The sequence below is a fragment of the Cyanobium sp. Candia 9D4 genome (genome assembly GCF_024346155.1).
GTDB lineage: Bacteria > Cyanobacteriota > Cyanobacteriia > PCC-6307 > Cyanobiaceae > Cyanobium > Cyanobium minutissimum.
In genome coordinates this window covers 61772-73802 of sequence record NZ_JAGQCK010000001.1, presented here as the reverse complement: position 1 = coordinate 73802, position 12031 = coordinate 61772, and the positions used below count along the sequence as shown (strand labels likewise).

The window sequence follows — 12031 nt, the reverse complement described above, 5'->3', positions numbered from 1 at the left end:
ACAGCATGTTGCAGCCGGCCTCGGCCGGGTGCGGCTCGGACCCGGGGCGGGAAGGGCAAGGTTCATAATGGGCGCCACGTCAATCGGTCACACCGCGCCGTTCCCTATGACCCAGATCCCTGCGGCCTCCTCGAACGGCGGTGCCTCTGGTGATGTGCCCGGCATGGGCCGCCGCCAGTTCATGAACCTGCTGACCTTCGGCTCCGTCACGGGGGTGGCCCTGGGTGCCCTCTACCCGGTCGTCAACTACTTCATCCCCCCCAGGGCCGCGGGCAGTGGCGGGGGTGTCACCGCCAAGGACGAGCTGGGCAACAACGTCACCGCCACCGGCTGGCTGGCCACCCATAAAGAGGGTGACCGCAGCCTGGTGCAGGGCCTCAAGGGAGACCCCACCTACCTGCTGGTCGAGGGCGGCGAGGCCATCGGCGACTACGGCATCAACGCCATCTGCACCCACCTGGGCTGTGTGGTGCCCTGGAACAGCGGCGCCAACAAGTTCATCTGCCCTTGCCACGGCAGCCAATACGACGCCACCGGCAAGGTGGTGCGCGGCCCGGCGCCCCTCTCCCTGGCCCTGGCCCACGTGAGTGTCGAGAACGACAACGTGTTCCTCAGCCAGTGGACCGAGACCGACTTCCGCACGGGCGAAAAGGCCTGGTGGGCCTGATCGGCGCCTGATTTCTCTCCCCGTTTCCCCCCCGACGCCCGCCACCTCCACCCCCATGCGCCGCTTCCTCTCCCCCCTGTTCGGCACCCTGCTCACCCTCAGCCTCTCGCTGGGTGTGGTGCTCCTGGGGGCCAGCCCCAGCTGGGCCTACCCCTTCTGGGCCCAGCAGAACTACGCCAATCCGCGTGAGGCCACGGGCAAGATCGTCTGCGCCAACTGCCACCTGGCCAAGAAGCCCACCCGGGTGGAGGTGCCCCAGGCGGTGTTCCCCGACACGGTGTTCAAGGCGGTGGTCGAGATCCCCTACGACACTTCGGTGCAGCAGGTCTCGGGCAACGGCAGCCCCACCGGTCTCAACGTCGGCGCGGTGGTGATGCTCCCCGACGGGTTCACGCTGGCTCCGCAGGACCGCCTCAGCGATGAGCTCAAGGAGGAGACCGCCGGCGTCTACTACACCCAGTACAGCGACGACCAGCCCAACATCCTCCTGGTGGGCCCGCTCCCCGGTGACCAGCACCAGGAGATCGTCTTCCCGATCCTTTCCCCCGACCCGGCCACCGACAGCGCCATCCACTTCGGCAAGTACCAGGTGCACGTGGGGGCCAACCGGGGCCGCGGCCAGGTGACCCCCGAGGGTGAGAAGACCAACAACGCCGTGTACACCGCCCCGGCGGCCGGCACGGTGAGCGCCATCAGCACCGATGCCAACGGTGCCACCGTGGTGGAGATCACCGGCGCCGGCGGCGCCGTCACCGAGACGGTTCCCGCCGGACCCACCCTCACCGTCGCCGTCGGCGACGCCGTCGAGGCCGGCACCCCGATCACCAACGACCCCAACGTCGGTGGCTTCGGCCAGATCGACGCCGAAGTGGTGCTTCAGAACCCCGTGCGCATCTACGGGCTGCTGGCCTTCTTCGCCGCCGTGGCCCTGGCCCAGATCATGCTCGTCCTCAAGAAGCGCCAGGTGGAGAAGGTCCAGGCGGCGGAGGGCTTCTGAGCCTTCCTCTCGGCCTCTTCACGTCCCCGGGACCCCTGATCTTTCAGCTGGGTCCCGTTTCCGTCCGCTGGTACGGCCTGCTCATCGCCCTGGCGGTGCTGCTGGGTCTGCTGCTGGCCACCCGGCTGGGCCGCCAGCGGGGCATCGACCCGGCCCTGATCGCCGACCTGCTGCCCCTGATGGTGCTGGGGGCCGTCGTCGGCGCCCGCCTTTACTACGTTGCCCTGGAATGGCGCCAGTACCGCAACGACTGGCTCGATGCCTTCGCCATCTGGCGCGGCGGCATCGCCATCCACGGCGCCCTGATCGGCGGAGCGCTGGTGACGGTCCTCTTCTGCCGCTGGCGCCGGCAGGCGTTCTGGCCCCTGCTGGATGTGCTCGTGCCCGCCGTGGCCCTGGGCCAGGCGATCGGCCGCTGGGGCAATTTCTTCAACTCCGAGGCCTTCGGCCTGCCCACCAACCTCCCCTGGGCCCTGACCATTCCCATGGCCAACCGGCCGCCTGAGTTCCTGGAGCAGGCCTCCTTCCACCCCACCTTCCTGTACGAGTCGCTCTGGAATCTGGGGGTCTGCGCCCTGCTGCTGATCCTGTTCCGCCTGGGCGGCAGCGGCCGCCTGCGGCTGCCGCCCGGTGCCCTGAGCTGCATCTATCTGATGGCCTACAGCAGCGGCCGCGTCTGGATCGAGGGGCTGCGGCTCGATCCCCTCTGCCTGTTCTCCCAGCCCCCCTTCTGCAGCGGCGGCCTGCGCATGGCCCAGCTGATGAGCCTGCTGCTGATCCTGCTGGGGGGGGCTGGACTGCTCTGGCTCTACCGCTTCCGGCGTCCCCTCCCCGACCCCTCCGGCCTGACCGCATGACCGCCACTGTCCAGATCGTGGGAGCCGGCCCTGGCGCCCCGGACCTGCTCACCCTCCGGGCCGCCCGGGCGATCGAGGCGGCCCAGGTGCTGGTGTGGACCGATTCCCTGGTGAATCCCCAGATCGCCGCCCTGGCGCCGCCGGACTGCGAAAGCGTCCGCACCAGCACCCTCACCCTCGAGGAGGTGATGGCCGTGGTGCTGGAGCGGGCCAGGGCGGGACAGCGGGTGGTGCGCCTCCATGACGGTGATCCCTGCCTGTACGGCGCCCTGCAGGAGCAGATCTGCCGCCTGGCCGATGCCGGCCTCGCTGTGGAGGTGGTGCCGGGCCTGAGCGCCTACCAGGCCACCGCCGCCGCCCTGGGGGCCGAGCTGACCATTCCCGGCCGGGTGCAGACGATCGTGCTGAGCCGGGCGGGCGGGCGCACCGGCGTGCCGGAGCGGGAATCCCTGGCCCGGCTCGCCGCCCTGCAGGCCTCCCTGTGCCTCTATCTCAGCGCCCGCCACGTGGAGGAGGTGCAGGGGGAACTGCTGCAGCACTACCCGGCCGACACCCCCGTGGCCATCGGCTACCGGGTCAGCTGGCCCGACCAGTGGCTCACGGTGGTGCCCCTGGAGGCGATGGCCCGGGTCAGCCGCGAGCGGAACCTGATCCGCACCACCCTCTACGTGGTCAGTCCAGCCCTGCGGGACGCCGGCGGGGCCCGCTCCCTGCTCTATTCCGCCAGCCACAACCACCTGTTCCGCGGCGGAGCGGAGTGACGCCAGCGGCCCCCTGCCTGCGCCACTGGCGGGGCTGGGTGGGCGCCGCCGAGGCCGATGGCTGGCTGCGGACCCTGCTGCAGGAGGTGCCCTGGAAGCAGGAGTCCGTCACCGTCTTCGGCCGCCGCCACCCCATGCCCCGCCTCACCTGCTGGATGGCGGATCCGGGCTGCGGCTACCGCTACGCGGGCCTGGAGAACACCATCGAGCCCTGGACCCCCCTGACCGCCGCCATCCGCCGCCGTGTGGCGGCGGCCGCGGACCGGCCGTTCCATTCCCTGCTGCTGAATCTCTACCGCGACGGCCGCGATGCCATGGGCTGGCACGCCGATGACGAGGCTGAGCTCGATCCGGAGGCCCCGATCGCTTCCCTCAGCCTGGGGGCCAGCCGCACCCTCCGCTTCCGCCCCCGCCAACGGGGTACGGCCCCGACCCTGGCGGTGGACCTGGGCCACGGGGACCTGCTGCTGATGGACCCGCCCACCCAGCGGCACTGGCAGCACCAGCTGCCGCGGCGGCTGAAGGTGGACGCCCCACGGGTCAACCTCACCTTCCGGGCGATGCGGGTGCCGCCGTAGGGGGCGGCTGGCTCGGGCATCGGAGCGCCGGGGCGGTGGCGACAATGGGGGTTGGTGTCCGCGAGGGGCGTTTCGAGGGCGATGGCCAGTTCCCATGGAAGCCGATGCCGGCCGCTGCTGCCGGTGCTGCTGGGCCTGACCCTGCTGGCCGGCGGCTGTCAGGGGGCCGGGGTGAGTGAGGCCGGCCGGGAGCGCTGCCGCCGGCTCAGCGCCGCCGCGGGCAATCCGGTCAGCGCGGCCCTGATCTACGTCCGCTGCCTGCCCGACAGCGATCGCAGCCTGGCGAAGGAGCGGGCGGCGACGGAGAAGGCGGCCGCCTCCCGGCGCGCGGCCCTCGAGGCCTGCCGCCGGCGCCAGCGAACCGTCACCACCCTGATGGAGTCCCTGCGCCGCACCGAACAGGAGCTGGCGGCGGCCCGCAACAGCCCCTTCCGCCCCAGCGTGGCGCCCCCCCAGCCCCTGGATGCCGGCCGCGAATCCCGCTACCGCCCCGAGGACCAGCGGCTCGACCGCGAACGCTACGAGGAGGCCCTCGGCGCCTGGGAGCAGCAGGTGGCCGCCGAGCGGGCCCGCTGGCGCCAGCGGCGTGAGGCCCGCATCGACGCCGCCCAGGACCGCCTCAACCGGGAGGCCATGGCCCTGAGGGACCTGCAGCCGGATCTGTTCACCGGGCCGGCGAGCATCGAATTCGACCCGGTGGCGGTCGGACGGGTGACTGCCGGCTGCAGCGGCTGACCGGCATTTGACAGTGAGTTCGGCGACCGTGTAGGAGGGTTCTGGCCACAGAGCCGGGTCGGAACCCTCAGCCGCCGAAAGAACCACTTTCAGCGTCGCAAGGGTGTCGGCCGCAACGACGGGCGATTAGCACAGCGGTAGCGCACTTCCTTCACACGGAAGGGGTCACTGGTTCGAATCCAGTATCGCCCATGTCTTTCTTCCGGTTTCTCCACCGGTAAGGTCCCCGCCAGCGGGTGCTGGTCGCCATCGGGCCCGCTCGTCATACTGCTGGCTACGCAGCGCTTCAGGAGACCCTGCCCTTGCCCGAATCTCCTGCCGCGACCATGGCCGCAGAGGACTGGAGCACTCCGATCCCGGAACTCGTGCAGCTCGGTGAACGGCTCGCCGCCGCCCGACGTGAGCAGGGCCTGAGCCTGGAAGACCTGGCCGACCGCCTGCGGCTTGGAACCGAACAGCTGGCGGCCCTCGAGACCGGCGACCACCGGCACCTGCCGGAAGCGGTGTTCGTGGTGGCCCAGGCCAAGAGGGTGGCGGGCACCCTGGGCATCGACGTGAGCCAGCAGATCAGCGACCTGCAGCAGAGCCGGCTGATGCGCCTGGGGCGCAGCCCTGCCGCCAGGCCCCCCCTGCAGCGAAAGCTCCGGACCCCGCCCGCCCCCGCCCGCCGCAGCGGCCCCCCGGGCTGGCTGTGGGCGGTCCTGGTCCTCCTGGGCGGCGGTGCCGTCGCGGTGGCGGCCCTGCAGGGCCGGCTCCCTGTCCCGATGGCCGCCGGAGTCCCGACAGCGGCGCCATCCCCCGGCCAGGCCACCGCCTCCGGCCAGCCCGCTGCACCGGCCCCTGCCCCAGCAACACCCCGGCCGGCCCCGGATCAGCTGCTGCTGGAGAGCCGCCAGCCCAGCTGGTTGGAGGTGCGCACCGCCGCCGGCGAGACCCTCTTCCGCGGCACCTTCACCGGCGCGAAGCGCTTCCCCCTGGACAGCGGCCTGCGGGTCCTGGCCGGCCGGCCCGACCTGGTGACGGCCAGCGCCGGCACCCTGCCCCCCCAGACCCTCGGCAGGATCGATCAGGTGGTGTGGCGAACCTTCAGGGCGACGCCTGCCGCACCGTGAGCCGCAGGCCCGTGGCCTCCAGCACCAGATCCGCGCACGAGCGCAGGCTCCACTCCTCCAGGCTGAGATCCAGGGGAGGCTCGCCGACGGCCGGCGGCCCGGCCTGCAGACCGATGGTGAAGCCACGGGGCTGAAGGGCCCGGTCGGTGTCCGCAGACACGGTGATCGCTGCGATGCCGGGGGCAGGCCGGCGATCGAGGGCGGCGGCCAGCCGCAGCAGCAGGGCCATCGTGAACACGGTGTGGCGGTGCTGGCCGGCTTCGATCAGCTGCCACGACTCATGACGCTTCTTGGGGAGGCTGCGCCGGTGGTAGCGGGCGATCGCCGCCACCATCAGGTGCTCGGTCTCGGAGTACCCCAGCAGCTCCCCATGGCGGATCAGGTACCAGGTGTGCTTGTGGTAAGCGGCGATGTTGACGTGCTTGCCGCAGGCGTGCAGCTGGGCCGCCGCCCAGAGCAGGGCGCGGCCCTCGCCGTCGTCGTCGTGCAGCAGCCCCCGGGTCTGGTCGTAGAGGCTCAGGGCGTGGCTGGCCACCCGGGCGGCCCGGTCCGTGTCCACCCCGTAGGTGCGGGCCAGGTGCAGCACGGTGCGGCGGCGGATCGTGCTCTGGAAGGTGAACCGGTCGACCAGTAGGCCGTTGCGCAGCATCCAGTCGACGATCAGGCCCTCCCGCAGGGCCCGCTCGCAGACCACCAGCTCCCGGACCTGGAGGATCTCCATGGTGGTCTGGAGGATCAGGGCGCCCGGGACGATGATCTCGGCCCGGCGCTCGTTGATGGCGGTGAGGGCCCGGCGCTGGTCCGGGGTCATGGCCACCAGCCGCTCGACGATCTCGTCCAGCCGGGCCCGGCCGAGGCGGTAGCCGTCAAGCTTCAGGGGTGGATTGGGGTCCTGGGCTGAGGCCAGGGCCGCCATCGCCATGGCGGTGCCGCTGGTGGCCACCAGGACGGGCTTCTCCCCCGGCCGCAGCTCCCGCTTCACCTCGGCGACGGCCGGATCCATCGCCCCCTGGATGTAGGCCTCGAGGAAGCCCCGTCGGGCCGGCGTCAGGGGATCCTCCCGGCAGAACTCCCGCTGCAGGCGCACCGCGCCGATGCGGGTGCTGGTCAGGGCCCGGGCATCGCGGCCGTCGGCGAGCACCAGCTCGGTGGAGCCGCCGCCGATGTCGAGGATGAAATAGGGCTGGTCGCCGAAGGAGAGGCCCGAGAGCACCCCCAGGTAGATCAGCCGGGCCTCTTCGGGCCCGCTGACCAGATCCACGGCCAGTCCCAGCTGGTCCTGGAGGCCCTGCAGGAAGGAACGGCCGTTCGGGGCCTCCCGCACCGCGCTGGTGGCGGCGGTGACGATCTGCTCCACCCCGTGGCTGGTGGCCAGGTCCCGGCAGTGGCGCAGGGTGAGGAAGGCGCGCTCGATCGCCTCCGGGGTGAGGTCCCCGGTTTCCGGATCCCTCTCCCCCAGCCGGGTGGTGGACTTCTCCGCCACCACCACCGAGAAGCTGCCGAGGGCCGGATCGATCGCCGCCACCAGCAGGTGGATGGAATTGGTGCCGATGTCGATGGCCGCCACCCGCCGTTCCCCTCCGGGGGTGGTGGCGGGAACCGAAGCCAACGCGGCGGACGCCGGATCGGGGATCGGGGGCATGGGGGTCGGCCCGGGCGGCGGCGGCGCCACTTTGCCACCGGGCGACGCTCCGGATCGGCCGCTGGAACGTCGCCGTCAGGAGTTGGATAGGGTGCCGCCACCCGACCGTTGCCCGCGGTGAACGTCCCGATGGCCCCCGGCCGCGCTCCGGCCTGGCTCGAGCTGCTGCGCTGGCACAAGCCCAGCGGCCGGCTGATCCTGCTGATCCCCGCCGGCTGGGCCCTCTGGCTGGGGCCGGCCGTGCCGCCACCGGCCCTGCTGGTGGCCTGGATCGTGCTGGGGGGCCTGGCGGTGAGCGGCGCCGGCTGCGTGGCCAACGACCTCTGGGACCGGCGCATCGATCCCCTGGTGGAGCGCACCCGCCACCGCCCCCTGGCCGATGGCCGCCTCGGGGTGGGCACGGCGACGGTGCTGCTGCTGCTCTGCCTGGTGGTGGCGCTGGCGGCCCTGCTGGCCCTGCCCGCCGCCAGCCGGGTGCTGTGTGTGGGCCTGGCCCTGGCGACGCTGCCGCTGGTGCTCCTCTACCCCTCCGCCAAGCGCTGGTTCGCCTATCCCCAGCTGGTGCTGGCCCTCTGCTGGGGCTTCGCCGTGCTGCTGCCCTGGGCGGCCGCCCAGGGGGGCCTGCAGGGCAACCTGGGGGGGTGGCCCCTGGTGCTCACCTGGCTGGCGGCGGTGAGCTGGACCTTCGGCTTCGACACCGTGTATGCGATGAGCGACCGGGAGGACGACCGGCGCCTGGGGGTGCGCAGCAGCGCCCTGAGCCTGGGGGCCAGGGCGCCCCTGGCGGTGGCGCTCTGCTACGGGCTCACCTGCGCCGCCCTTGCCCTGGCGGTGCTGCTGCAGGGGCGGGCGGGGCTGCCGTTCTGGCTGCCCTGGGCCGTCGCGGCCCTGGCCATGCAGCAGCAGGCGGCCCGGCTGCGCCGCCCCGACCTGCCCCGCAGCGCCTACGGCAGGCATTTCGCGGTGCAGGTGTGGCTTGGTGCCCTGCTGCTGCTGGCGGTGGTGCTCTCCACCGCCGCCTGACCGCCATGGCCGCCGCAGCGCCCCAGCCGCCACCGCCCCACCAGCCGCCGGCCCTGCGTCCGGGCGACCGGGTGCGGCTGGTGGCCGCCAGCTCCGCCCTGGCCGATCTGGAGCGGCTGCAGGCGGGCCTGGCGGTGCTGGCCGGCTGGGGCCTGGCGCTGGATGACGATCCCGCCCGGCTGCCCGCGCGCCGCTGGGGCTACCTGGCGGGTCGGGACGCCGAACGGGCCGGCGATCTGCAGCCGGAGGCCGCTCCGGGGCAGCCGGCGGCCCTGCTGGCCTGCGTGCGGGGGGGCTGGGGATCGGCACGGCTGCTGGAGCGCCCCCTGGAGACGGCCGGGGGCTGGCTGCTGGGCTTCTCCGATGTCACGTCCCTGCTGTGGCACCGGCTGGCGACGGGCCAGGGGGGCGCCATCCACGGGCCCCTGCTCACCACCCTGGCCGCCGAACCGGCCTGGAGCCGGGAGCGGCTGCGGGCCCTGCTGTTCGGCGAGCCCCTGGCCAATCTGGCGGGGGAGAGCTGGGTGGGCGGCCAGGCCGAAGGACCCCTGCTGGCCGCCAACCTCACGGTGGCGACCCACCTGCTGGGCACCCCGCACCTGCCGGACCTGGACGGGGCGATCCTGATCCTCGAGGACGTGGGGGAGGCCCCCTACCGGATCGAGCGGATGCTCACCCACTGGCGCCTCTGCGGTGCCCTGCAGCGCCTGGGGGGCCTTGGCTTCGGCAGCTTCGAGGGCTGTGACGATCCCACCGACCCCGAAGGCGACGGCACCCGCTTCAGCCTGGAGCAGGTGCTCCGGGAGCGCACGGCCGATCTGGGGATCCCGGTGCTGGCCGGCCTGCCGGTGGGCCACGGCGACGTCAATGCCGCCCTGCCCCTGGGGGTGCGCGCCCGCCTCGACGCCGACCGCGGCCGGCTGAGCCTCATCGATGGTGCCGGGGGGAGCGTCAGTCGCCCGTGAGCCTCTCCTCGTCGATGGCGGTGCGCCCCACCAGGCAGCCCTCCTTCAGCATCTGGGCCACCCGCCAGCGGCGGCGGCCATCGGGGCTGCAGCTGATGATCTCGTGCACCTCGGGGTCGGCGGGGTCGTGGGGGTGCATCACCAGCAGGCTGCCGGCGGCGGGCTGCTCCCCCGGCAGATCCATGGCCCAGCCCCGGTAGCGCTCGCTGGCGAACCACACCCGGCCGGAGTGGATCTCGCCCCGGGCCTCGATGCGCCGCAGCGGAGCGTTCTCGGGGCCCAGCAGGTTGGTCTGGTGATAATGCCAGTGGCCCGCCTCCTGGAACACCCGGATGGTGACCAGGCTGGGGAAGGTGTCGAGCAGGCCGCCGCCGGCGTCGTAGCGGCGGAAGCTGCCGCGCCACACCCCCTGCTGCCCCACCAGGGCCGGCAGCTCGGCCGCTCCCGCCGCCCGGTCGAACAGCAGCCAGCTGAAGCCGTCGACCTCGCCCCGCACCGACCCGTCGGCCAGCCGCAGGCTGCGGTCCCGGTACCAGAGCTGGTCGGGATGGAGCAGCATCTCGAACTCGGCGCAGACCTCCCCGTCCTCGGGATGCCGATAGCGGCAGGCGCCCGGATCCATGCGGGCGCGGAAGCGGTCGAGGGCCGGCTCCGCCTCGAAAAAGAGGTCGCAGCCCGGATGGCGGTCGAAGGCCTCCGGGCCCAGCTCCTGCACCAGGGAGGCCGCCAGGGGCGGGCGGTCGTAGGTGGGTCCGCCGCGGAAGAACAGCTGCTCGGCCCGGACAGCGCCGCGGTCCGGATCCTGACGCAGCACCACCACCCGCTGGCGGTGGGCCAGCTGGGGGGCCCTGGCCCGGAATTCCTGGAAATAGAGCACCACCACCCCCAGTTGGGGCGCCTGCAGCCGCTCCACCTCCAGGGTGCGCAGTTCCCGGGTGAGCTCGGGCGCCGCCGGACCGCCCCTGGCCACGTTCGCGGCCACCTGGCGTCGGTTGTGGAAGGACCCCTGCCAGCGGGTGGCGAGCGTTTCGAGCTGGGCGGCGTTGTCCATCGGCGGCCTCAGGCAGCACGGGCCGCCAGCACGGCGCTGGCGATGGTGAGATCGAAACGGGTGGTGAGCTTAATGTTGGAGGGGGGCGCCTCCAGCACCCGCACCGGCAGCCCCAGGCGTTCATATAGCGCCGCGTCATCGGTGACGCTCCAGCCCTCGCGCTCGGCCCGCCCGTGGGCCTCCCGCAGCTGGGCCACCCCGAACCCCTGGGGGGTCTGGGCCGCCCACAGGCCGCTGCGTTCGGGGGTGGCGGTGATCACGCCGCGGCCATCCACCTGCTTGATGGTGTCGGTGACGGGGGTGGCGGCGATGATGCCGGCCCCCTCGGCCATCGCCTCCTTCAGGGCCGTGGCGCAGCGCTCCAGCAGGTCCGGTTCCGCCAGGCAACGGGCGCCGTCATGGATCAGCACCGCCTCGGCATCCGCCGGCAGGGCTGCCAGGCCCCGCCGCACCGACTCCTGGCGGGTGTCGCCGCCGACGATCCAGGCCACCGGCTGGGCCAGGGACCGCCGGGGCTCCGCCGCGGCCAGGATGGCGCCGATCGCCGCCTCGTCCTCCGGCCGGCCCATCACCCCGATCCAGCGGATGGCCCCGCAGGCCAGGGCGGCGTCCAGCGTCCAGGCCAGAACGGGGCGTCCGGCCAGGGGCAGCAGCAGCTTGTTGGTGGCGGCACCCATGCGGCGCCCGCTGCCGGCGGCGGCGATCAGCAAATGCACAAGCGATGGGCCGCCCGGGCGGAACACTGGAGTCCTCTCCATACAATCAGGCCGCGAGGCCCGCCCGACCGAACGCCCGATGCGCGCACTGTTTCTGATCCCGGGCGACGGCGCCAGCCAGCTGCAGGCGCTTCCGGCCGTGGCGGCCACCGCCGAACAGCTCCGGTTCCAGATGCAGGTGGTCTGCCACCCGACGCTGGCCGCTCTCTGGAAGCTGCTGCCGGCGGTGGAGAAGGTGATCCCCTTCAACTTCGGCGAGGCCACCCTGGCCGACTGGGCCAACCTGCTGGGGTCGGTGCGAGAGCCCGATTTCCAGGCCTGCATCAATCTGGCGGCCGGCCGTCAGGTCGACCTGATGCTCTCGATGAGCCACATCCCCAACCGGATGGCGGCCGGGGGCTTCTCCGCCACCGAGAAGGTGCAGGTGCCCCAGGGTCTCTGGCCGGCCCAGGCCCTTGAGGCCTACCTGCGGCCGATCGGGGTGCGGCTGGAGGCCGCCGCTTTCCGCCTGGCCCTCCCCCGAACCGCCCTCGACGAAGCCATGGCCGCGCTGCCGGCTGGCGACGGGCCCATGCTGCTGCTGGCCCCCTCCGGCCGCCCCGGCGACTGGCCCGAGGCGGCCTGGCAGGAGCTCCCCGGCCGCATCGCCGCCAGCCTCCCCGGCCTGCGCAGCCAGCAGTTGCCGCCGGCGACGGCGGCCGAGATCCCCGGCCGGGCCGCCCTGGTGGCCGCCAGTGACGTGGTGCTGGCCAGCGATCCGGTGACGATCGAACTGGCCCTGCTCAGCGGCACGCCGGTGGTGGCCCTGGGTCGCAGCAGCGACAGCCTTCCGGTGCGCGACGGAGTACAAGGACTGGGTTCCGATGGCCACCTGCGTGACCTCCCCTGCAACGACGTGCTCAGGGCCCTGGGCCTGGGCTGAGCCAC

13 protein-coding genes and 1 tRNA gene are annotated in these 12031 nt (G+C 73.0%); 11 read left to right on the top strand and 3 right to left on the bottom strand.

Translation table 11 applies throughout. The features are described 5' to 3' along the window. Positions 1-106 precede the first annotated feature (106 nt). The 8 genes from petC (at position 107) to KBZ08_RS00310 (ending at position 5707) form a co-directional block, all read left to right on the top strand. Complete coding sequence (gene petC / locus KBZ08_RS00345) at positions 107-667, top strand: cytochrome b6-f complex iron-sulfur subunit (protein WP_106220436.1); 561 nt, start codon at positions 107-109, stop codon at positions 665-667. Between the two features lie 55 nt (positions 668-722). Then, on the top strand, positions 723-1664 hold the full coding sequence (petA, locus tag KBZ08_RS00340; RefSeq protein ID WP_106220435.1) for a cytochrome f: 942 nt from the start codon (positions 723-725) through the stop codon (positions 1662-1664). Beyond that, on the top strand, positions 1661-2521 hold the full coding sequence (lgt, locus tag KBZ08_RS00335; RefSeq protein ID WP_106220434.1) for a prolipoprotein diacylglyceryl transferase: 861 nt from the start codon (positions 1661-1663) through the stop codon (positions 2519-2521). The genes petA and lgt overlap by 4 nt, the downstream gene beginning before the upstream one ends. Next, positions 2518-3282 carry a precorrin-4 C(11)-methyltransferase gene (cobM, locus tag KBZ08_RS00330; RefSeq protein ID WP_106220433.1) on the top strand — a complete coding sequence of 255 codons (765 nt, stop codon included), beginning with the start codon at positions 2518-2520 and terminating at the stop codon, positions 3280-3282. The genes lgt and cobM overlap by 4 nt, the downstream gene beginning before the upstream one ends. Then, positions 3279-3860 carry an alpha-ketoglutarate-dependent dioxygenase AlkB gene (locus KBZ08_RS00325; protein WP_106220432.1) on the top strand — a complete coding sequence of 194 codons (582 nt, stop codon included), beginning with the start codon at positions 3279-3281 and terminating at the stop codon, positions 3858-3860. The genes cobM and KBZ08_RS00325 overlap by 4 nt, the downstream gene beginning before the upstream one ends. Positions 3861-3941: 81 nt before the next feature. Beyond that, positions 3942-4595: a hypothetical protein gene (locus KBZ08_RS00320; protein WP_254970470.1), complete on the top strand. Its 654-nt coding sequence runs from the start codon at positions 3942-3944 to the stop codon at positions 4593-4595. A gap of 120 nt (positions 4596-4715) precedes the next feature. Next, positions 4716-4787 (top strand) — tRNA-Val (locus KBZ08_RS00315). 110 nt (positions 4788-4897) lie between these two features. Beyond that, the gene (locus KBZ08_RS00310; protein ID WP_254970469.1) at positions 4898-5707 is read left to right on the top strand and encodes a helix-turn-helix domain-containing protein; all 810 of its coding nucleotides are present in this window, start codon (positions 4898-4900) and stop codon (positions 5705-5707) included. On the opposite strand, the gene KBZ08_RS00305 is transcribed toward KBZ08_RS00310, so the two are convergent. Then, positions 5682-7349 (bottom strand): Ppx/GppA phosphatase family protein, encoded by a 1668-nt coding sequence (locus KBZ08_RS00305; protein ID WP_106220429.1) that lies wholly within the window; start codon positions 7347-7349, stop codon positions 5682-5684. The genes KBZ08_RS00310 and KBZ08_RS00305 overlap by 26 nt on opposite strands. Positions 7350-7478: 129 nt before the next feature. On the opposite strand from KBZ08_RS00305, the gene KBZ08_RS00300 reads away from it, so the two are divergent. Together KBZ08_RS00300 and KBZ08_RS00295 are read left to right on the top strand one after the other, a co-directional pair. Then, positions 7479-8372 carry a 4-hydroxybenzoate polyprenyltransferase gene (locus KBZ08_RS00300; protein ID WP_254970468.1) on the top strand — a complete coding sequence of 298 codons (894 nt, stop codon included), beginning with the start codon at positions 7479-7481 and terminating at the stop codon, positions 8370-8372. Positions 8373-8377: 5 nt separating this feature from the next. Beyond that, positions 8378-9337: an LD-carboxypeptidase gene (locus KBZ08_RS00295; protein WP_254970467.1), complete on the top strand. Its 960-nt coding sequence runs from the start codon at positions 8378-8380 to the stop codon at positions 9335-9337. On the opposite strand, the gene KBZ08_RS00290 is transcribed toward KBZ08_RS00295, so the two are convergent. Both KBZ08_RS00290 and ispD read right to left on the bottom strand, forming a co-directional pair. Continuing rightward, positions 9324-10388, bottom strand: coding sequence for a CpcT/CpeT family chromophore lyase (locus tag KBZ08_RS00290; RefSeq protein ID WP_254970466.1), 1065 nt, complete (start codon positions 10386-10388; stop codon positions 9324-9326). The genes KBZ08_RS00295 and KBZ08_RS00290 overlap by 14 nt on opposite strands. An 8-nt stretch (positions 10389-10396) precedes the next feature. Continuing rightward, positions 10397-11104, bottom strand: a complete 708-nt coding sequence (gene ispD / locus KBZ08_RS00285) for a 2-C-methyl-D-erythritol 4-phosphate cytidylyltransferase (protein WP_254970465.1) — start codon at positions 11102-11104, stop codon at positions 10397-10399. A gap of 79 nt (positions 11105-11183) precedes the next feature. Here ispD and KBZ08_RS00280 point away from each other — a divergent pair, with 79 nt between their 5' ends. Beyond that, on the top strand, positions 11184-12026 hold the full coding sequence (locus tag KBZ08_RS00280; protein ID WP_254970463.1) for a glycosyltransferase family 9 protein: 843 nt from the start codon (positions 11184-11186) through the stop codon (positions 12024-12026). Positions 12027-12031 lie beyond the last annotated feature (5 nt).